Source organism: Paenarthrobacter sp. TAF1 (assembly GCF_052113825.1).
Classification (GTDB): domain Bacteria; phylum Actinomycetota; class Actinomycetes; order Actinomycetales; family Micrococcaceae; genus Arthrobacter; species Arthrobacter nicotinovorans.
Map to the genome: position 1 here is coordinate 312,654 of NZ_JBFRDO010000004.1, position 19,929 is coordinate 332,582.

Sequence of the window (19,929 nt, forward strand, 5' to 3'; positions counted from 1 at the left end):
CTACTTGGCGGGGATCGAGTGGATGAGCTCCACAACGCGGGTAAGCACGGTGGGATCGGTTTCCGGCGGTACTCCATGGCCAAGGTTGAGCACGTGCCCAGGGGCGCCGGCGCCGGCAGCGATGACTTCCCGGACGTGCGCCTCCAGCACTTCCCAGGGTGCCGAAAGCAGCGCGGGATCGATGTTGCCCTGCAACGGAACCGTCCCGCCCAGGCGCCGGTTGGCTTCATCCAGGGGCAGTCGGTAATCGACGCCGACAACATCCACGCCGACATCGCGCATGGCGACCAGGAGCTCGGAGGTTCCGGTTCCGAAGTGGATCAACGGCGCACCAAGCCCGCGGACGTGGTCCAGCGCACGGGTCGAAGCCGGCGCAACGTACTTGGTGTAGTCGGCCAGACCCAAGGAACCGGCCCAGGAGTCGAAGAGCTGGCCTGCGGAAGCACCCGCTTCGAGCTGTGCCTGGAGGAACAGTCCGGACGCGTCGGCAGCCCAGTTGGCCAGCGCGGTCCAGGTCTCAGGGTCGGCGTGCATCATGGTCCGCGGGCCCAGGTGGTCGCGGGAAGGCTTGCCCTCAACCATGTAGGCGGCAAGCGTGAACGGGGCGCCGGCAAATCCGATGAGCGGCGTCGCGCCGAGCTCGGCAACAGTAAGGCGCACGGCTTCGCGGATGGGCTCCAGGGCTTCCCACGTCAGCTTGGGAAGAGCAGCGACATCCTCCGCGGTTCGCACCGGCTTGTCCAGGACCGGACCAACGCCCGGAACGATGTCCACGCCGACCCCTGCCAGCTTCAAGGGGATGACGATGTCCGAAAAGAAAATGGCGGCATCGACGTCGTGGCGACGAACGGGCTGAAGCGTGATTTCGGATGCCAGCTCCGGCCTCAAGCACGAATCAAGCATTGCAACGCCCTCGCGGACCTTGAGGTATTCGGGCAGCGAACGGCCCGCCTGGCGCATGAACCACACCGGCCTGCGTGAGGGCTTGCCGCCACGGTAGGCCGTGATCAACGGCGAGTCCGAGGTCCGGCCGTCCTTCAGCGGGTGGTTGGCGTCGAGGCTACCCGCCGGGGAGTTGGAGGCCGTACTCTTGGATGCTGCCGTGCTAGAAGTCATGCCTTTGATTGTGCCGAAAATCCGGGACAAAAGATAACGACAAACTGTCACGTCAGCCCGGAGAAGGCAGTTGTGTCGCGGATCACTGGCCTCCGTGGGGATCCCCACGGCGCCATATTGTTCTACCGGGCTACGAAAAAGCTATGATTGGGGTGCTGTGGTTCTTTTCTCATTGGTGGCTACACACGCCGACATCGACCTCGAAACCGTCGCTCAGTTGAGCAACGGTTCCTCTGGGCTTGCCTCGGCAGCCCTGACTGATTCCCCCGTGGTGTCCGGAGCGGTGGTACTCGCCACCTGCAACCGCTATGAGGTTTACGGCGAAACGGCCAACGGGGCTGACCTCGAAGCAGCCCGTTCCGCCCTCGTTTCCCAGATCAGCGAGCTCAGCGGACTCAACGAGCAACTCGTCTCGCGCTCCTTCGCTACCCACACAGGTCCCGAGGTCACCCGCCACCTCTTCGCTGTAAGCGCCGGGTTGGACTCTGCCGTGGTGGGCGAGCGTGAAATCGCCGGCCAAGTACGCCGGGCACTCATCACAGCCCAGCAGGAAGGGACAGCGAGCTCCGGGCTTGTTCGGCTCTTCCAGGCTGCATCCAAGACAGCCAAGGACGTTGGCGCACAGACCGCCCTCGGTTCTCGCGGCCTGTCCATCGTCTCCGTGGCCTTGGACCTCGCGACGGACCTTGCCGAGAATGACGACTGGTCCACCAAGAAAGTCGTGGTCTTCGGAACGGGCGCCTATGCCGGTGCCACCATGTCCCTCCTGCGGGAACGCGGCTGTACGGACATCTCCGTCTATTCTTCTTCCGGCCGCGCCGAAGCTTTCGTCGCCACCCGCGGCGGCAACGCGCTCGACGCCGACACGCTCCCCGCTGCTGTGGCCGCCGCCGACGTCATGATCGGCTGCAGTGGCTCTGACAACCGGGTCGAAGCCGCGGACCTTGAACGTGTCCGCGCCAACTCGGGCAAGCCGTTGATTGCCATCGACCTTGCCCTCACCCACGATTTTGATCCCGCAGTTGGTGAACTGGAAGGCGTCGAATTGCTGACCCTTGAGTCGGTTCGGCTCGCCGCTCCACAGGAGCAGGCGGAGTCGCTGTCCCAGGCCAGCGCAATCGTCACAGGCGCTGCCGCCTCCTTCGAGTCCGAACGCGAAGCCCGTTCCGTCGACACAGCCATTGTCGCGTTGCGCCGCCACACCATGAACGTCCTGGACGCCGAGATGGAGAAGGTACGCGCCCGGCACGGCTGCACCGCTGCCGCCGAGGAGGTGGAGTTCGCCCTTCGCCGCATGGTCAAGCAGCTCCTCCACATCCCCACGGTCCGAGCCCGCGAGCTCGCGGCCAACGGCCAGCAAGACGATTACGTCGCAGCCCTTGAGGCCCTCTACGGCATCCAGGTGGAGCAACCGCAGGCAGCGGCCGCGGCCACGGAATGCCCCGTAGACCACGACCAGCTCCGTTCTGAAAGCGCCTGAGCCACACCCGGCCTACGCGAAAGCGTTTATCCCCGTCAGCTCTGCCGACAACGCCCAAAGCTTCTTTGCGTCCGCCTTGTCTACGGCGTGGGCGTCCACTCCCTGGTAGCGGGCCAAGGGAGACTCCTTGTCAGTGGGTTTGGCAATATCGCAGTCTTCGCAGTAGACGCCACCCTTGCCGTTGAGGGCCTCCGAGGTGGCAGCCCACACGGACGTCGCCGCACCTTGTTCAGGGGTCTTGAATCCTTCGCGGACGTTGCCTTCTGCATCCATCCAGCCCGCTGCCACCATTTCTTCCTTGGGCAGGTGCCGCTGCAACTCGGTCATGATGCCACCGGGGTGGACCGCGAAGGCCCGCACGCCAGAGCCTCGGCCGAGGTGGTCGAGTTCCACCGCCAACAAGGAATTGGCAGTCTTGGCCTGGCCATAGGCCTGCCACTTGTCATAGGAAGTGCTGAAGTTGAAGTCGTCGAACCGGACGGGTGAGAGCTTGTGGCCTGTGGACGACAACGACACGACGCGCGCATCGCCTGAGGCCACCAACGCCGGCCACAACAAATTCACCAGCGTGTAGTGCCCCAGGTGGTTCGTCGCGAACTGGGCTTCCCATCCCGGCCCGACCCGTTGTTCCGGGCTGGCCATGATGGCAGCGTTGTTGATCAGGATGTCCAGCTTGTTGTGGTCAGCCAGGTATCGCGCGGCGAACTCCTTGACGCTGTCCTGGTCAGCAAGGTCCATGTGCTCCACCTGGACGTCCGCGGACAGGCCGGCGTCCGCCAGGACAGAACGGGCGTGCTCCAGGCGTCTGGCGGGTACTGTCACCTCTGCCCCTGCCGCGACCAAGGCACGCACAGTCTCCAGCCCAAGCCCGGAATAGCCACCCGTGACGATGGCGGACTTGCCGCGCAGGTTGATCCCGTCGATGACCTCCATGGCCGTGGTTCCGTGTCCAAACCCGGAGCCGAGGGGCCGCTGTTCTGTTTGTGTCCGTTCTTCGCTCATGCTTGAGCTTCCCAGAGAAGCCGGGATACGGGCAGTGGTCAGTACACGGGCTTGGCGGGCTCCACCTGCCGCACCCAGGCGAGAATTCCGCCGTCGAGGTGCTTGACGCGGCTGTAGCCGGCCTTCTGTGCGGCTTCCAGCACCGTTGCCGAGCGCGTGCCCGCCTTGCAGTGGAAAACGATGTCCTTGTCCTGCGGAAGTTCCACCCACGCCTCGCCGGACAGGATCCGGCCCTGCGGAATGAGCACCGAACCGTCGATGCTCACAATGCTGTGCTCTCCGGATTCACGGACGTCGACGAGCTCAAAGTCCCGCTCCCCCGCTTCGCGCTCGGCCAGCATCCGGGCAAGTTCGGTCGCGGTCACGGTGTGGTCCTGGTCCGTGGCGGCAGCGGGTGTCACACCACAGAATGCCTCGTAGTCGGTCAGTTCCGTGATGGGCTCGGCTTCCGGGTCCTTGGACACCTTGATCTCGCGCCAGCTGCCGCCAAGGGCGTCGAACAGCGCCACCCTGCCAAGCAAGGAACGTCCGACGCCGGTAATCAGCTTCACGGCTTCTGTCACCATGAGCGAGCCGACCGCCGCGCACAGCATGCCGAACACGCCGCCCTCGCCGCAGGACGGCACGGAGCCTGCCGGAGGCGCCTCGGGGTAAAGATCCCTGTAGCTGGGTCCGTGCTGGGCCCAGAAAACGCTGACCTGGCCATCGAAACGGAAGATGGAACCCCACACGTAGGGCTTGCCAAGGATCGCAGCAGCGTCATTGACCAGGTACCGGGTTGCGAAGTTGTCCGCGCCGTCAAGGATGAGGTCGTACTGCGCGAAGAGGTCCAATGCGTTGGAGGAGTCCAGACGGATGTTGTGAAGGACCACGTTGACCAGGGGGTTCAGCTCCGCGATTGCACGGCGGGCTGATTCGATCTTGGGGGTGCCTACATCCTTGACTCCGTGGATGACCTGGCGCTGGAGGTTGCTGAGGTCGACGTCGTCGTCGTCGACGATCCCCAGCGTTCCCACGCCGGCGGCGGCCAGGTAAAGCAGGGCGGGCGAGCCAAGGCCTCCTGCGCCAATGACAAGAACCTTCGCATTCTTGAGCCTGCGTTGGCCCACGGCTCCGATTTCCGGAATGATGAGATGCCGTGAGTACCGCTCAACCTCGGCCGGCGAGAGCTCGGCGGCCGGTTCGACAAGGGGCGGCAGGACGGTGGGCGCAGCGGAGTGGGCAGCAACAATTGAGGCCATACCCCAATGTATGCCTGCCGATGCCGCCCGGTCATATTACCCACCGGTAGAGTGGTCATAACTGCAAAGGAAAGGCGGCAGACTGTGGCTGACGGCACACGGGCAAACGATGGGGCACCCGCAAAGCAGGAACGGACCGGTTCACCTCGTTCACCAAGGTTGCCGCGTGACGAACGCCGGGCACAGTTGCTGAACGCCGCCTTGGAAGTCTTCGTCTCCAACGGCTTCCACGGCGCGGCAATGGACGAGATCGCAGAAACTGCGCACGTCAGCAAGCCGGTGCTCTACCAGCACTTCCCGTCCAAACGCGAGCTGTACATGGCGCTCCTGGACAGCCATCTGGCAACCCTGACGGATTTGATGCTCGGTGCACTGAACTCCACCACGGACAACAAGGAGCGCGTCAAGGCCGTCATGCGCGCCTATTACAGGTTCATTGCGGACGACGACCAAGCGCACCGCCTTGTGTTTGAGTCCGACCTCATCAACGATCCCGATGTCAGCTCCCGTCTGGAGACGTTCAACAAGACGTTCGCCGACGCCGTCGCCCATGTCATTGCCGAGGACACCAAACTCCCGCCCCTCGAAGCCCAGCTCCTGGGCCGCGGCCTGGCAGGAATGGCCCAGGTCAGCGCCCGTTATTGGCTTGAAACGGACGGAAACCTGGACCTCGATGTCGCCAGCGATCTGATCTATCGTTTAGCTTGGCGCGGAATCAGTCGATTCCCCAAAGAGTCCTAGGCTACAAATAGAGGACTGACTTAACACTTGATTGGCTTGGAGGCCTTGCTGTGGAAGTAAAGATCGGCATTCAGAACGTTGGCCGTGAAATTGTGCTCGAATCCGCCCTGGACGCTGACGCCGTAGCCAAGATCGTGGCCGAGGCCGTGTCCAAGGGCTCGGAACTGCGGCTGACCGATGAGAAGGGCCGCCAGGTCATCGTTCCGGGCAACGTGCTGGGATACGTGGAAATCGGCGCCGAGGAAGTCCGCCGGGTCGGCTTCGGCGCCCTCTAGCGTTCACCGTCCCGCCTTCGTCCGCTAAGGAGTCTCATGCTTTCACTTGTCATCGTGGTTCTGGCCACCGTTGCTGCCGGTTTCATCGTGTGGGCCACCGATAAGCGGCACAGCAGGTACGGGATTGCATTGCCCGCAGGCATTGCGGCCGCTGTTGGCACCCTGAGCTGGATTGCTTTCATCAGTGCCGGACTGGGCTACCAGCCGGGGGCGACGTGGATCCCCTGGGTCCTGCCAATCGTGCTCGGAAGTGCAGCGGCAGCGGGCATTGTGGTCTATCTGGGACGGACCCGCACCAAGCATGATACTGAGGCGCTGACCAAGGCCTTGCGGCTCTAGGCTCGAAAAACAGCAGTGACCATCACCCACGGGTGATGGTCACTGCTGTTTAAGGGCCCTCGGCGCCCGGATAGCGACCCGGCTCAGCGGGGGCACCCGTGGCCGATGCTGCCTCACTTACGGAGGCGGCAGCAGCAAGGTCGCGTTGGGTTACCTGTCCGCCGGCGTCATGGGACACGTAACGCAGGAAGACCCTGTTGTACCGCCAGTCAAGATCCGGATGGTGATTCTGCTCTTCGGCGACCTGTCCAATGGCCGCGATGAGGGCCAAAGCCTCGACCGCCGTCGACGTCTTGTAAACGGTTACGAGGCCGTTTTGGAGCTTCCAACCCGGGAGGTCCTTGAGCGCGGCTTCGACCGCTGCCGGGGGCACCGGTTCTTTCCTGTTAACCATGGTTGCTCCTTCGTTGCGGGGAACCCGGCCCGGGAGGAACCCGGCTTCAGAGGAACTCCGCCCGGCCTTCCATGGCCGAGGACGCCAAGGCGTGCTCACGACGCGGAATCCGGCCTGCCTGTCTGGCCAGCCTACCGGCGATGACGGCGTGTTTGAAGGCTTGGCCCATCTGCACAGGGTTCTGCGCGCGGGTCACGGCGGTCGCCAGCAGGACCGCGTCACAGCCCAGTTCCATGGCAAGTGCGGCGTCGGAAGCTGTTCCGATCCCGGCGTCCAGCACCACCGGCACGGAGGCCCGGGACACGATGAGTTCGATGTTGTGCGGGTTCAGGATGCCCAGGCCGGTCCCGATGGGCGAGCCCAGCGGCATGACTGCCGTGGCGCCGAGGTTCTCGAGGCGGAGGGCAAGCACGGGATCGTCGTTGGTGTAGGCGAACACTTTGAAGCCGCGGTTCACCAATTGCTCGGTGGCGTCCACCAGTTCAACAGCGTCAGGGAGCAGCGTGTGCTCGTCAGCGATGACTTCCAGCTTGACCCAGTCGGTCTCCAGCGCCTCGCGTGCCAGTTCCGCCGTCATCACGGCGTCCTTCGCCGTGAAACAGCCTGCGGTGTTCGGGAGGACCCGGATGTTGTTGTCCACCAGCAGCTGGAACAGCGAACCGGTTTCGGCCGGCGAATAGCGTCGCATGGCCACGGTGGTGAGCTCGGTTCCGGATGCCAGGAGCGCGGCTCCGAGCCCGTCCAGGCTCGGCGCACCTCCCGTTCCCATGATCAGGCGGGACCCGAATTCGACGCCGTCGATCACCAAGGCGTCAGTACGGATTTCGGTGCTTGCTGTGGTCATGGTTCAGCCTCCCTGTACTGCGGTAACGAGTTCGAGTTCATCGCCGTCGGCCAGCGGAGTAGCTGCCCACTGGCTGCGCGGCACCACCTCGGAATTGCGGGCGACGGCGACACCCAGCTTCCCGCCGTCGGCCGCCTGTCCACGGTGGTCGAGTACGCGGCCGGTGACGGCCGTGACGAGCGTGCTGACGGAGGCGTCGGCGGGCACCTGGTGGACGGCGCCGTTGAGTTTGATGTTCATACTGTTTCCTTGCTGTGGAGTTGAGAGCGACGCGCGGTTGCACTGAAACGGTCGGGCCGGAAGATGGACCAGCGGGGATCAGGGGAACCGGTGAGCAGCTCCCCCACGATCATGGCGGCCACGGGGGTCAGGAGGACGCCATGCCGGAAGAACCCGGTGGCCACCACCAGGCCTGCGATGTCCCCGCTTGAACCGGCTACGCGGCCCAGCAACGGAGCGTTATCCGGAGTCCCTGGCCTGGCGCGCGCAGTTGCTTCCAGGAGTTCAAGTTCGGCCACCGCGGGAACCAGTACCTGGGCGTCCCGAAGGAGCTGGTAAACCCCGCCGGCAGAGACTGCGTTGGAGGCCGCCGACAAGCCGTCCTCCCGTTGGGTAGCTCCGATGACTACGGTTCCGTCGTCCCTGGGAACGATGTAAACGGGCACCCCGCGGACCATGCCACGGACAGTGGCAGTGAGCAGCGGTTGGAGGTGCGCGGGGACCCGAAGCCTGAGGATGTCCCCGTAGACCGGCCTGACCGGAAGTTCAAGACCCTCAGGAAGGCCGGCGAGCGCGGGGGCGCCCAGCCCGTTGGCCACCACGGTTTCGCCGGCCATGACGGATTTGCCGGATTCGAGCTCCACTCCGGCTACCTGGTCCCCGTCCCACAACAGGCCGTGCGCGGACTCTGCAACGGCAAATCCTTCCCTGGCGCCGCCTACCCACGTGCCATCGCCGGATGAATGCGCGGCCAGCCCTGCCATGAGGCACTCCGCCAGCTTCCGGGGATCCACCTGGTGATCGGCGGGGATATCAAAGGCACAGGAAATTTGCGGGCTAAGGAGCGGTTCGCGTTCCCTGGCGGTCCGCAACGGCAACGGTTCGACCCCCAGGCCCGCCGCGAGCTGGACAGTGCGAAGGTCTGCGAGCGCGCGGCGGTCGGCGGCATCGGCACCCACGGCGAGGGTCGGCGTCGTGCGGTATCCGGTAGCTTCCACAGGCCGGTGAGGGCCGCCGGCAAACGAGGGCCACAACCGGGATGACTCGAGCATGAGCTCCAGGAGGTCTTCTTCCTGGTAGTGCAGCTCGCTCACGGGCGCCAACATTCCGGCAGCAGCAAATGTCGCACCGGTGGCGGGCGCCGGATCGATGAGTGCTACGGAGCGGCCCAGCTTCCGGGCCTGGTGGGCGATGCCCAGTCCGATGACGCCTCCGCCGATAACGGCAACATCCGCGTGAATGGCTTCTTCCATCTGTTTCCTTCCCTACGCCGGTACTAGCCGGATCAGGTCAAGCGGTCGGCTCTGAAGCCCTCTCAGCCGGACGGTCATAAAGACGTACGTCACGGCTCCCGCAGTACGTGCCCAGTTTAGAGGAACTACTGTGGATTCCATGACCCAGCACTCTGCCCTCGCCAGCGCCCGCCTCTACCTGTGCACTGATGCGCGCAAGCGCCAAGGCGATTTTGAAGACTTTGCCGACGCCGCGTTCCAGGGCGGGGTGGACATCATCCAACTCCGTGACAAGACGATCGAAGCCGCCGAGGAATTGGAATTGCTGGCGATCCTGCGTGGCGTCGCAGAACGGCACGGGCGGCTCTGGGCGGTCAACGACCGGGCCGATATTGCCAGTGTTTCCGGGGCTCCGGTGTTCCATGTGGGCCAGAAGGACCTCCCGCTGGAGATTGCCCGCACGTTCCTTCCCCGCCCCGCTTCGATTGGTCTCTCCACCCATACGCCTGAGCAGGTAAATGCCGCGATCACGGCTTCGCCGGGCGAGCCTGGGCTGGACTATTTCTGCGTTGGTCCCGTCTGGGCGACCCCCACCAAACCCGGCCGCGAAGCGGTGGGAACCGGCCTGGTCACATATGCCGCGGAAGCGATCAGGCGCGCGGAGGAGACCACCGGCGGCGCCGTGGAGGTGCCGTGGTTTGCGATCGGCGGAATCGATCTCGGCAACGTCGAGCAGGTGCTCGCTGCGGGCGCCAGCCGTATCGTCGTCGTTCGCGCCATTACCGAGGCGGAAGATCCGACGGCGGCAGCCAAGTCGCTGCTCGAAGCCCTGGACGCCGCCGCGTAACGGTTCTCCACACAACAGTCCCAGGCACGCAGACCGTCGGGGTATCGGCAGGTTGTGGCGACAGGGGTGAGTCGGGGCTTGCAGATGCCGCAGCCCACCCACCGGATCGGATCAGATTCAGGTGAGCCGATCRCGGTACTGGCGCATCTTGCTCCGCGCCCCGCACGTGTTCATGTCGCACCAGGTCCGGGTCCTGGACCGTGAACTGTCGTAGAACACCCACCTGCACGCTTCCGACGCGCAGGTCCTGAGCCGCTGCCCCGAGCCGGTCAAGCCGTGGAGCAGGAGCGCCCCGACCGCTGCTCCCGCCGGCGAGACCGGCAGGCCGGCCGACGGGGTCAGCGCGAGCCGCCCGTCGTCGTCGACGTGGGGGCCTGCCCAGTGCTCCTGAGCGAGCTGGTTCAGGGCGGATCGCGCTGCCGTGTCGGTACGGTCGGCCAGGAACGCGCGCATGACCTCGCGGGCGTCGCGCAACGAGATGAGATGCTCGAGCGTGGGCTCGCCGCCCCATCCATGCCGGACCAGCCACTCCCGCCCGTCACGGATGGTCGCCAGCGCGTCGGTGCCGTGCAGCAGTGTGGCGCTGTTGCAAAACTCCACGACGACACGCAGCTCCTCGGGCACGGCGGACTGCACGGCGTTCACGCGCTCAGCAGACTGAGGAGTTCGCCGGGCCGATCCTCCGGCACCATGTGCCCGGCTCCCTCGATGATCGAGAACCGCGCGTGATCCGGAAGTGCCGTGACGAGCCGATGGGCGTAGTCGACACCCAGCCACGCATCTTCCGAGCCCCAGACCACGTGGATCGGGATGTCCAACAGCCGGAGTCGATCCTGTAGCTCGTCGGTGTTCTCCTCGCCGCCTTGGGTGTACTGCCGGTAGAACGCCCGTGCCCCTTCCGCACCCGCCCACTGGCCCGTGTACGAAGCCAGGGCGTCTGCACGCAGACCCACGTGACTGCCGGACCGGATCTTGGCGTCGATCAGGGCAGCGCTAGCCCAGTCGGGGAGCGCCTCGAAGGCCTCGGGGTGCTGGTGGACGGTTTGGAAGAACCCGCCGGCGCCCCAACCACTCACCGTCGCGGCATCGATGAGCGTGAGCGACTCGAAGTTCACGTCGTGCAGGAGCGTCGCCCGCAGCGCGACCGCGCCGCCGACGTCGTGCGCCACGACCCGAGGCGCTGAGACCCCCCAGTGCTCGAGGAGTTCGACGAAGATCGTCGCCTGCTGCCGGAGGCTCACATCCGGCGCGGTGCGGGTCGACTGTCCGAATCCGAGCATGTCCCAGACGTAGACCCGGTGATCACGAGCAAGCACCGGGGCGATGTCTCGCCAGATGTACGACGAGAAGGGTGTGCCGTGCATCAGAACGAGAGCCGGGCCCTCGCCGACCGAGTTCCATCGCACCGTACCGTCGCCGACGTCGAACCGCTCGGGTAGCGACCAATCGCTCATAGCTTGCCCCTTCCTTGTTACCGTCTTTATACCTTAGACGGTAACAGGCCCAAATGGGCTACGGGGGTGTTGATGGCTGCCGTCGACCGCCCCACCGCCTGCCTCCCCGGGCCGCCAAGAAGCTAATGGCCAGCAACAGCTGGCCATCCGCCGCACTGACAGCGTCGCTTGGAGCCGGAAGCGTCCAAGACTATCTGCCGGTTTCGGGCTACCCTGATTTTCGTGTCACATCATCGGATAGCGCCCAACGTCGACGACTCATCGGACCAGCTCGCAGCGGCTTTCGCGGCCCTCCGGACGGAGCTGGAGCTGCCCGGCGACTATCCGGTTGATGCCGTCCGGGAGGCACGGGACGCCGTCGAATCCCTCCGCCTGCCCGATCGCGACCTCAAGCACGTCCCTTTCCTGACCATCGACCCCGCAACGTCAACGGACCTTGACCAAGCCCTGTTCATTGATCGCGCCGGCGAGGGGTACAAGGTTCTCTACGCGATCGCCGACGTGCCGTCTTTCGTGGCTCCCGGCGGGGCGCTGGATGCCGAAACCCGGCACCGCGGCCAGACGTTCTACGCTCCGGACGGCCGCATCCCCTTGCACCCGGAGATCATCAGCGAAAACGCAGGCAGCCTGCTCGCCGATCAGGACTGTGGTGCGTTCGTCTGGGATTTCGACCTCGATGCCAACGCGGAAGTGGTCAATGTTTCCGTCGCCCGTGCCACGGTCCGCAGCCGCGCCAAACTCAGCTATAAAGGAGCCCAGCAACAGATCGACGACGGCTCGGCACCGCCCGTACTGCAGCTCCTCAAGGAAGTCGGACTGAAACGGGTCGAACTTGAGAGGCTCCGTGGTGGGGCAAGCCTCAACATGCCCGAGCAGGAAATCGTCCAGGCGACCGACGGCGGCGGGTACAGGATCGTTGCAGCACCGTCACTACCGGTGGAGGACTGGAACGCGCAGATCTCCCTCATGACGGGCATGGCCGCGGCCCGGCTCATGCTGGACGGAAAAGTCGGCATCCTGCGGACCATGCCCGCCCCCGATGAGAGGTCCTTGCAACACTTCAAGCGGCAAACCGTGGCCTTGGGCAAACCGTGGGACGGCCAGGTCACCTACGGAGAGTACCTGCGGACCCTGGACGCCTCCGATCCCAAGCAGCTCGCCATCCTGCACTCCGCCGGGATGTTGTTCAGGGGTGCCGGATACACCCCGTTCGACGGCGAAGTGCCGGAGACGGTGATCCAGGCAGCCATCGGCGCGCCCTATGCCCACACCACGGCTCCGCTGCGGCGGCTCATCGACCGCTTCGTCCTGGTGATCTGCGATGCCCTGTGCAACAACAAGGAAATTCCGCGCTGGGTCCGCGAGGCGTTGCCTTCCTTGCCCGAGATCATGGGAGCCTCCGACCAATTGGCAGGCAGGCTTGAACGCGCTGCCTTGGACACGGTGGAAGCAGCACTGGTGGCCAACCACGTAGGCCAGGAGTTCGACGCCGTAGTGATTTCCGGTTCCAAGCCGCAGAACGGCAACGGAAACAGCAACAACGGCAATGGCACCGGCAAGGGCAACGGAAACGGCAGTGGACCGTCCGGTATCGTCCAGATCGCAGAACCTGCCGTCACCGCAAGGTGTGACGGCGAACTTGAGTCCGGCACCAAGGTCAGGGTGCGTCTCGTCAGGGCGGAAATCGCCAGCCGTGAAATCAGGTTCGAGCTTCTGAACTGACGCGCATCACGCGACGATCCGGGCTTTATGGCTCCCAGAGGATAGACTGGCCCTGTAGTAATGGATGCCCGGTCGTTGATTCAGTTAATTTTTGAACTCAACAAGCCCGCCCCTACGCGATCTTGAGATGTACCAACTGGTCACCAGTGCCAGTACTTAGATAGCCCGCGATCGGCTTCCACTGGACTTGCTTGCGCGCCCGTTCTGCTCCGGTACGGCTCCGCCGCCCCCGTTGAGCATGCAGCGCCAATGCCCAAATGAATAAGGAAACTCCCTGTGAGTGAATTGCACACCCATGAAGTCCTGACGGACTCCACCGGAACTGAATCCATCGAACCCGAGGAAACGATCATCTCGGATGAGACGCCCCATGAGATCGAGGAAAAGTCGTTTGCGGACTTCAACGTCCGCGCCGACATCGTCGAGTCCTTGGCCGACGCCGGTATCACGCACCCCTTCCCCATCCAGGCCATGACCCTCCCGGTCGCATTGAGCGGCCACGACATCATCGGCCAGGCAAAGACCGGCACCGGCAAGACGCTGGGCTTCGGTATCCCCGCCCTGCAGCGCGTTGTCGGCCGGGACGACGCAGGCTTTGAGAAGCTCGCTGTTCCAGGCGCTCCCCAGGCCCTGGTGATCGTTCCCACGCGTGAACTCGCCGTACAGGTTGCCAACGACCTCCAGGCAGCCTCGCGCAAGCGGAACGCCCGTATCGCCACCATTTACGGTGGACGCGCCTACGAGCCGCAGGTCGATGCGCTGCAGAAGGGCGTCGAAATCGTCGTGGGCACGCCCGGGCGCCTGATCGACCTCTACAAGCAAAAGCACCTGAGCCTCAAGAACGTCAAGATGGTCATTCTCGACGAAGCCGACGAAATGCTGGACCTGGGCTTCCTACCGGACGTCGAGACCCTGATCGCCGGCACCCCCGCAGTCCGTCAGACGCTGCTCTTCTCCGCCACCATGCCCGGCCCGGTTATCGCCATGGCCCGCCGGTACATGACGCAGCCCACCCACATCCGGGCAGCCGACCCGAACGATGAGGGCTTGACCAAGCGCGATATCCGCCAGCTCATCTACCGTGCTCACGCCATGGACAAAACCGAGGTAGTGGCACGCATCCTGCAGGCACGCGGCCGCGGCAGGACCATCATCTTCACCAAGACCAAGCGCACGGCAGCGAAGGTTGCCGAGGAACTGGTTGACCGCGGCTTCGCTGCCGCCGCCATCCACGGCGACCTCGGCCAAGGTGCACGCGAGCAGGCTCTGCGTGCGTTCCGCAACAACAAGGTGGACGTCCTCGTCGCCACCGACGTCGCGGCCCGCGGCATCGACGTCGACGACGTAACGCACGTGATCAACTACCAGTGCGTCGAAGACGAAAAGATCTACCTGCACCGCGTGGGCCGTACCGGCCGCGCCGGCAACAAGGGCACCGCCGTCACGTTCGTCGACTGGGACGACATGCCGCGCTGGGGCCTGATCAACAAGGCCCTGGGACTCAGTGTTCCGGAGCCCGTTGAGACCTACTCGTCCTCACCGCACCTCTACAGTGACCTCGACATCCCCGAGGGCACCAAGGGCCGTTTGCCCCGCAACAAGCGCGTCCTGGCAGGCGTTGACGCCGAGGTCCTTGAAGACCTGGGCGAGACCGGCAAGAAGAACGCACGTTCGGGCGGTTCCGGCCGCGACGGCGGACGTGACGGAAAGCGCGACGGCGGCCGCGGCCGCTCCGGTAAGTCCGGCGGCTCCAGCGAATCCCGTGGCTCCAGCGAATCCCGTGGCGAGGGCGGAAGCAACCGCACCCGTCGTCGTCGTACCTCTGAAGGCGACGCAGCTCCGGCCTCCGGCGCGGCAGACTCGCGCAACGCCCCCGCAGACAACGCCGATAAGCCTGCCCGCACTCGCCGCACCCGCACGCGCCGCCGCAACGGCGAAGTGGTGTCCGGCGAGACGGCTGCTGCCCAGCCAGGCAACACCGAGGCCTAAAACCGTCGATGACTGAAACTGTTTGGGCGCCGGACGGCGGCAACATGGTGGTGCACGCGGACAACGCGGAATTCCTTCCAACGCTGCCGGACGGCGCCTTCACACTCATTTACGTGGATCCGCCCTTCAACACGGGCCGGGTCCAGCGGCGGCAGGAAACCCGCATGGTCCGCAACGCCGACGGCGACGGCGACCGCGTCGGCTTCAAGGGCCGTTCGTATGACACCATCAAGGGCGCCCTCCACAGCTACGACGACGCGTTCAGCGATTACTGGTCCTTCCTGGAACCCAAACTCGTGGAAGCCTGGCGTCTCCTGGCCGATGACGGCACTTTGTACCTGCATTTGGACTACCGGGAAGTGCACTACGCCAAGGTGATGCTCGACGCCATCTTCGGCCGGGAATGCTTCCTCAACGAGATCATCTGGGCCTACGATTACGGTGCCCGCGCCAAGAACCGTTGGCCCACCAAGCACGACAACATCCTGGTGTACGTGAAGAACCCCGCCAAGTACCACTTCGACAACGCAGAAGTGGACCGGGAACCGTACATGGCACCGGGTCTGGTCACTCCCGCCAAACGCGAACGCGGCAAATTGCCGACGGACGTGTGGTGGCACACCATTGTCTCCCCCACCGGCCGCGAAAAGACCGGCTACCCCACCCAGAAGCCCGAAGGGCTGGTGCGCAGGATCGTCTCCGCATCGAGCCGCGAAGGCGACTGGTGCCTTGATTTCTTCGCAGGTTCCGGGACCCTGGGTGCAGTAGCTGCGAAGCTGGGCCGCAACTTTGTGTGCGTGGACCAGAACGAACAGGCCATCGAGGTCATGCGGAAACGCCTGGGCAGCAAAGCCGGATTCCACGAGCTGCTGCCAACCGGCCTCTAGGCCCGGCTTAGTGGCTGGTTGTCCTGAGCGATTCTCAGGCCACACCTTTCACGAATGCCGTCACGGAGTCGGCGATCATCTGCACAGCGATGGCTGAAAGCAACAGACCGGCGATCCTGGTCACCAGCTCAACCCCGTTCTCGCCCAGCACCCGCTGCACCACGCCCGCGAACCGCATGGCCAGGTACAGGGAGGCCAAAACCACCGCGATGCCCAGCCCAACAGCCAGATACTCCGCCAGCTGGCTGGACTGCTGAACGAACACCATCACGGCGACAATCGCGCCCGGGCCGGCCATGAGCGGCGTTCCCAGCGGCACGAAAGCCACGTTCTTGTATTTGGCAGCATTCTCTTCCCCGCTGGTGGAGCCTGTCAGCAACTGCAGGGCTATCAGCACCAGGAGCAGGCCACCGGCGCCCTGTAGTGCTGCCAGTGAGATGTGCATGTAGTTCAGGATGGACTGGCCGAAGATCGCGAACACCACGATCACGCCGGTGGCTACCAGAAGGGCTTGGAATGCCGAACGATTGCGGTCCTTCGCGGAAAGCCGGGCCGTCAACGACATGAAAATCGGCACGGTTCCCGGCGGATCCATGATCACGAACAGGGTGACGATCACGGAGGCGAGCAACTGCAGGTCCATCAGCGGGCCCCCTTCACCGAACCACCGTGCTGCCTGATGCCAACTCCTCTATCCGTGCCAAGACCTCCGGCGACGTCGTATTCTCCCCCAGCAAGTTCGGTTTGCCCGCTCCGTGGTAGTCCGAGGATCCGGTCATCAACAGCCCGTGCTCTGCGGCGAGGCCGCGCAGGAACGCCCTACCCTCCTCAGGGTTGTCCCGATGCTCCACTTCAAGTCCCAGCAATCCGGCGTCGATCATGTCCCGGTAGGTCCGCTCCCCCACGATGCGCCCCCTCGACGAGGCCACGGGATGCGCGAAGACAGGAACACCGCCTGCCGCCCGGACAAGCTCGACGGCGAGGGCCGGGTTGGGTGCATAGTGCTGCACGAAGTAGCGCGAATGAGACGTGAGGATGGAGGTGAAGGCCTCCGTCCGATCCGCAACAACTCCCGCCGCCACCAGGGCATCAGCGATGTGCGGGCGACCGACAGTCGCGCCCGGCGCCACGTGGTGGATGACGTCGTCCCACGTCAGCGGGTAATCCTCGGACAACAACGTCACCATATGTTCGGCCCGGGTCAGCCGGGCATCCTTGGACTTCGTAATTTCCTCGAGCAGTCCCTCGTGCGCGGGGTCGTGAAGGTAGCTGAGGAGGTGGACGCTGATCCCTTCCTCGGTCCGGCAGGAAATCTCCATGCCGGGAACGAACGCAACGCCATGTTCCCTGGCAGCGGCCGACGCAGATTCCCACCCGTCCGTTGAGTCGTGGTCCGTCAGGGCTACGGCGTCGAGACCGGCGGCCACGGCGGAAACGATCACGCCGGCCGGTGTCTCGGTTCCGTCGGAAACATTGGAGTGCGCATGCAGGTCTATCCTCACTTTCCCAGCCTATGGGATGCGGGGCCGCTTGGAGTGTTGCGCCGTTGGCCTCCTCAAGGAACTGGTGGGACGATGTAACGGTGAACGATGCCGAAAACACCCAAAACATGGACTCCACAACTTCCCAGCCGCTGCAGGAGCGCGTCAACAACCGCTCACAGAGGCCCACGTCCGATGCCTTCAAAGCATTCATGGCCAGCAACTGGGCGCCGGCCCCGCAGGTGACCCCTGCGCGGGACGCCGTTGCAGACCACGCTGCACGCCGCCGTCGTACCATCTCCGAACTGTTCAAAGGCGAACGGCTTGTCATCCCGGCCGGACCGCTGAAGGTCCGCTCGAATGACTGCGACTACCGCTTCCGCCCCCACTCCGGTTTCGCGCACCTGACCGGCCTGGGCGTGGACCACGAGCCGGACGCCGTCCTCATCCTTGAGCCGGTAGCCGAAGGAAAGGGCGACGACGGCGGTCACCACACTGCCACGCTCTACTTCCGTCCGTTGGCGGGCCGCGACACCGAACAGTTCTACGCCGACTCCCGAGCCGGTGAGTTCTGGATCGGTGCCCGCCCGACGCTTGCCGAGTTCGAAGCACGCCTGGGCCTTCCCACGGCACACATCGCCGAACTCGAAATGGCCATCACCAAGAACGTGGGCGCCCCGGAAATCGGCGGTATCTCCATCCGCCTCGTCCGCAAGGTGGACGAGAACATCGACGCCCTGGTGGATACTGCCCGTTACAACACGGCGAAGGATCCCGAAAACCTGGACCTCGGCGAACTGGATGCCTTGGACGAGAAGCTCAGCGAAGCCCTCTCCGAGCTGCGCCTCATCAAGGACGAATGGGAAATCGAGCAGATGAAGATCGCGGTGGCAGCCACCGTCGAAGGCTTCGCCGACGTCGTCCGCGCACTTCCCCGCGCCCTCACGCACAAGCGCGGCGAGCGCGTTGTTGAAGGTGCTTTCTTCGCCCGTGCCCGCGAAGAAGGCAACGAACTCGGTTACGACACCATTGCAGCGTCCGGCAACAACGCCACGGTGCTGCACTGGACCCGCAATTCGGGGACCGTGAACGCCGGCGAGCTCCTTCTCCTCGACGCAGGCGTGGAAGCTGATTCGCTGTACACCGCTGATGTCACCCGGACGATGCCGGCCACCGGCACCTTCACCGATGTCCAGCGCAAAGTCTACGAAGCAGTGCTCGATGCCGCCGACGCCGGCTTCGCAGCCGCGCAGCCCGGCGTGAAGTTCCGCGACATCCACACCGCGGCCACCACCGTCCTGGCCGAGCGCCTGGCCGAATGGGGCCTGCTGCCCGTATCCGTCGAGGAAGCCATCAGCCCCGAAGGCCAGCAGCACCGACGCTGGATGCCGCACGGCACCAGCCACCACCTGGGCCTGGACGTCCACGACTGCGCCCAGGCAAAAAGGGAGCTCTACCTCGATGGCGTCCTCACTGAGGGAATGGTCTTCACCATCGAACCGGGCCTTTACTTCAAGGAAGAGGACCTGGCCATCCCGGAGGAATACCGCGGGATCGGTGTCCGGATCGAAGACGACATCCTGATGACCGCCGACGGCCCCGTCAACCTCAGCGCCGCACTGCCGCGCAAGGCTGACGACGTCGAATCCTGGATGGCGGGCATCTATCAGGACGCGCAGGGCTAAAGCCCTTCCAAGACGAAACAAACAGGGAAGGCCACCGGTGATCCGGTGGCCTTCCCTGTTTGTAGGTGCCCTGTTGTTCAGTGCCCTGTCAGTGACTACTCCTTGGTGGAGCCTTCGTGGCCCGACTGCTGCGAGTCGTCCCGGGGTGCATTGTTCTGTCCCTCGGTGACCCTGACTCCGTACTGCGGACGGCCATCGGGCAGATCCGGATAACGGACAGCTGCCGGCTTCGGGTTCTGCGCAGCAGGGGCAGGACCTGCGGGGGTCCCTTCCGGGTTCCCGGGCTGACCCTGGGCTGCAGGCTGAGCTGCGTCGGGACCGCGCTGGCCGTAGGGGTCGTTCCACGTGGAGGGGCGCTCCGGGGCTTGGCCCGGCTGCTGGAACGGAGGATTCTGCGGGGTGTAGTTGCTGGTCTGGGCGGTGGCGGCCTGTGACGGATTCATGGGGAGCTGCTGAAGCAAGCGGCGTGCCTCGTGGGCTGCCTCCTGGGCCACAATGACGTCATAGTTCGTGGCCACCACCTGGCTGGTGGAGGTGAAGTCCCGCTTGCCGCGCTGCATGGCATAGGTGACGATGCCGAACAACATGAAGAAGGCCGCACCCATCAGCACTGAGGTAATGATGGAGAACGGACCACCGGCAGGAGTGAAGAAGGAGAGCATGACGCCAACGAACAGGCCGAACCACATTCCGCTCAGCGCACCGGACAACGCCACCCTCGGGTAGCTCAGGCGACCGGTCACCCGCTCCACCATTTTGAGGTCGTTGCCCACGATCGACACCAGCTGAACCGGGAACTGCTGGTCCGCAAGGTAGTCCACCGCCTTCTGGGCATCCAAATAAGAGGTATATGAACCCACGGTGTCGCCTTGGGGGACGCTGCGGGATTCCTCAATGGCTTTGGGGGCACCAAAAATGTTAGACATAGCCCCATTGTGTCCCATGGACATGTGAAGCGGCTGGAATTCAGCTAAAAGAGAG

21 protein-coding genes and 1 riboswitch are annotated in these 19,929 nt (G+C 64.5%); of the genes, 9 read left to right on the forward strand and 12 right to left on the reverse strand.

Going from position 1 to position 19,929, the window contains the following annotated elements:
• Window positions 1-1,116: a uroporphyrinogen decarboxylase gene (hemE, locus tag AB4Y81_RS07625; RefSeq protein WP_064721657.1), complete on the reverse strand. Its 1,116-nt coding sequence runs from the start codon at window positions 1,114-1,116 to the stop codon at window positions 1-3.
• 157 nt (window positions 1,117-1,273) lie between these two features.
• Between hemE and AB4Y81_RS07630 the strand changes: the two genes are divergently transcribed.
• A complete protein-coding gene (locus tag AB4Y81_RS07630; protein ID WP_018776512.1) occupies window positions 1,274-2,596 on the forward strand; it encodes a glutamyl-tRNA reductase in 1,323 nt (440 codons plus the stop codon).
• Window positions 2,597-2,608: 12 nt separating this feature from the next.
• Here the strand turns inward: AB4Y81_RS07630 and AB4Y81_RS07635 are convergent, their stop codons facing one another.
• Entirely contained in the window at window positions 2,609-3,598 is a 990-nt protein-coding gene (locus AB4Y81_RS07635; RefSeq protein WP_441995621.1) for an SDR family NAD(P)-dependent oxidoreductase, read from the reverse strand.
• A 38-nt stretch (window positions 3,599-3,636) separates the two neighbouring features.
• Window positions 3,637-4,839 carry a molybdopterin-synthase adenylyltransferase MoeB gene (moeB, locus tag AB4Y81_RS07640; RefSeq protein ID WP_018776514.1) on the reverse strand — a complete coding sequence of 401 codons (1,203 nt, stop codon included), beginning with the start codon at window positions 4,837-4,839 and terminating at the stop codon, window positions 3,637-3,639.
• A gap of 6 nt (window positions 4,840-4,845) precedes the next feature.
• Here moeB and AB4Y81_RS07645 point away from each other — a divergent pair, with 6 nt between their 5' ends.
• From AB4Y81_RS07645 to AB4Y81_RS07655, 3 genes are read left to right on the forward strand one after another with little or no spacing between them, the layout of a single operon-like run.
• Entirely contained in the window at window positions 4,846-5,580 is a 735-nt protein-coding gene (locus AB4Y81_RS07645; RefSeq protein WP_218670569.1) for a TetR/AcrR family transcriptional regulator, read from the forward strand.
• A 50-nt stretch (window positions 5,581-5,630) separates the two neighbouring features.
• Complete coding sequence (locus tag AB4Y81_RS07650; RefSeq protein ID WP_018776516.1) at window positions 5,631-5,855, forward strand: DUF3107 domain-containing protein; 225 nt, start codon at window positions 5,631-5,633, stop codon at window positions 5,853-5,855.
• A gap of 36 nt (window positions 5,856-5,891) precedes the next feature.
• Entirely contained in the window at window positions 5,892-6,194 is a 303-nt protein-coding gene (locus tag AB4Y81_RS07655; protein WP_018776517.1) for a membrane protein, read from the forward strand.
• Window positions 6,195-6,243: 49 nt separating this feature from the next.
• Here the strand turns inward: AB4Y81_RS07655 and AB4Y81_RS07660 are convergent, their stop codons facing one another.
• From AB4Y81_RS07660 to thiO, 4 genes are all read right to left on the reverse strand, one after another.
• On the reverse strand, window positions 6,244-6,588 hold the full coding sequence (locus AB4Y81_RS07660) for a 4a-hydroxytetrahydrobiopterin dehydratase (protein WP_441995622.1): 345 nt from the start codon (window positions 6,586-6,588) through the stop codon (window positions 6,244-6,246).
• 46 nt (window positions 6,589-6,634) lie between these two features.
• Window positions 6,635-7,432 (reverse strand): thiazole synthase, encoded by a 798-nt coding sequence (locus AB4Y81_RS07665; protein ID WP_441995623.1) that lies wholly within the window; start codon window positions 7,430-7,432, stop codon window positions 6,635-6,637.
• Between the two features lie 3 nt (window positions 7,433-7,435).
• Window positions 7,436-7,672: a sulfur carrier protein ThiS gene (thiS, locus tag AB4Y81_RS07670; protein WP_039242224.1), complete on the reverse strand. Its 237-nt coding sequence runs from the start codon at window positions 7,670-7,672 to the stop codon at window positions 7,436-7,438.
• Window positions 7,669-8,904: a glycine oxidase ThiO gene (thiO, locus tag AB4Y81_RS07675; protein ID WP_441995624.1), complete on the reverse strand. Its 1,236-nt coding sequence runs from the start codon at window positions 8,902-8,904 to the stop codon at window positions 7,669-7,671. The genes thiS and thiO overlap by 4 nt, the downstream gene beginning before the upstream one ends.
• Window positions 8,897-9,016: riboswitch (TPP riboswitch) on the reverse strand. It overlaps the preceding gene by 8 nt.
• Before the next feature lie 27 nt (window positions 9,017-9,043).
• Between thiO and thiE the strand changes: the two genes are divergently transcribed.
• Window positions 9,044-9,730 carry a thiamine phosphate synthase gene (gene thiE, locus AB4Y81_RS07680; protein ID WP_026266965.1) on the forward strand — a complete coding sequence of 229 codons (687 nt, stop codon included), beginning with the start codon at window positions 9,044-9,046 and terminating at the stop codon, window positions 9,728-9,730.
• Window positions 9,731-9,847: 117 nt separating this feature from the next.
• On the opposite strand, the gene AB4Y81_RS07685 is transcribed toward thiE, so the two are convergent.
• Together AB4Y81_RS07685 and AB4Y81_RS07690 are read right to left on the reverse strand one after the other, a co-directional pair.
• Window positions 9,848-10,375, reverse strand: a complete 528-nt coding sequence (locus tag AB4Y81_RS07685; RefSeq protein ID WP_018776523.1) for a CGNR zinc finger domain-containing protein — start codon at window positions 10,373-10,375, stop codon at window positions 9,848-9,850.
• Window positions 10,372-11,184: an alpha/beta fold hydrolase gene (locus tag AB4Y81_RS07690; RefSeq protein WP_110503885.1), complete on the reverse strand. Its 813-nt coding sequence runs from the start codon at window positions 11,182-11,184 to the stop codon at window positions 10,372-10,374. The genes AB4Y81_RS07685 and AB4Y81_RS07690 overlap by 4 nt, the downstream gene beginning before the upstream one ends.
• Window positions 11,185-11,406: 222 nt before the next feature.
• On the opposite strand from AB4Y81_RS07690, the gene AB4Y81_RS07695 reads away from it, so the two are divergent.
• The 3 genes from AB4Y81_RS07695 (at window position 11,407) to AB4Y81_RS07705 (ending at window position 15,782) form a co-directional block, all read left to right on the forward strand.
• Window positions 11,407-12,906 carry an RNB domain-containing ribonuclease gene (locus AB4Y81_RS07695; RefSeq protein ID WP_354627666.1) on the forward strand — a complete coding sequence of 500 codons (1,500 nt, stop codon included), beginning with the start codon at window positions 11,407-11,409 and terminating at the stop codon, window positions 12,904-12,906.
• A 276-nt stretch (window positions 12,907-13,182) separates the two neighbouring features.
• A complete protein-coding gene (locus AB4Y81_RS07700; protein WP_018776526.1) occupies window positions 13,183-14,895 on the forward strand; it encodes a DEAD/DEAH box helicase in 1,713 nt (570 codons plus the stop codon).
• Window positions 14,896-14,903: 8 nt separating this feature from the next.
• A complete protein-coding gene (locus AB4Y81_RS07705; protein WP_018776527.1) occupies window positions 14,904-15,782 on the forward strand; it encodes a DNA-methyltransferase in 879 nt (292 codons plus the stop codon).
• Window positions 15,783-15,816: 34 nt separating this feature from the next.
• Here AB4Y81_RS07705 and AB4Y81_RS07710 read toward each other — a convergent pair whose 3' ends face one another.
• A complete protein-coding gene (locus tag AB4Y81_RS07710; protein WP_064721647.1) occupies window positions 15,817-16,425 on the reverse strand; it encodes a MarC family protein in 609 nt (202 codons plus the stop codon).
• A gap of 13 nt (window positions 16,426-16,438) precedes the next feature.
• Window positions 16,439-17,284, reverse strand: coding sequence for a PHP domain-containing protein (locus AB4Y81_RS07715; RefSeq protein WP_018776529.1), 846 nt, complete (start codon window positions 17,282-17,284; stop codon window positions 16,439-16,441).
• Window positions 17,285-17,364: 80 nt separating this feature from the next.
• On the opposite strand from AB4Y81_RS07715, the gene AB4Y81_RS07720 reads away from it, so the two are divergent.
• A complete protein-coding gene (locus AB4Y81_RS07720) occupies window positions 17,365-18,948 on the forward strand; it encodes an aminopeptidase P family protein (protein WP_110503882.1) in 1,584 nt (527 codons plus the stop codon).
• Window positions 18,949-19,043: 95 nt separating this feature from the next.
• Here AB4Y81_RS07720 and AB4Y81_RS07725 read toward each other — a convergent pair whose 3' ends face one another.
• On the reverse strand, window positions 19,044-19,874 hold the full coding sequence (locus AB4Y81_RS07725) for a general stress protein (RefSeq protein WP_193589799.1): 831 nt from the start codon (window positions 19,872-19,874) through the stop codon (window positions 19,044-19,046).
• Between the last annotated feature and the right edge of the window lie 55 nt (window positions 19,875-19,929).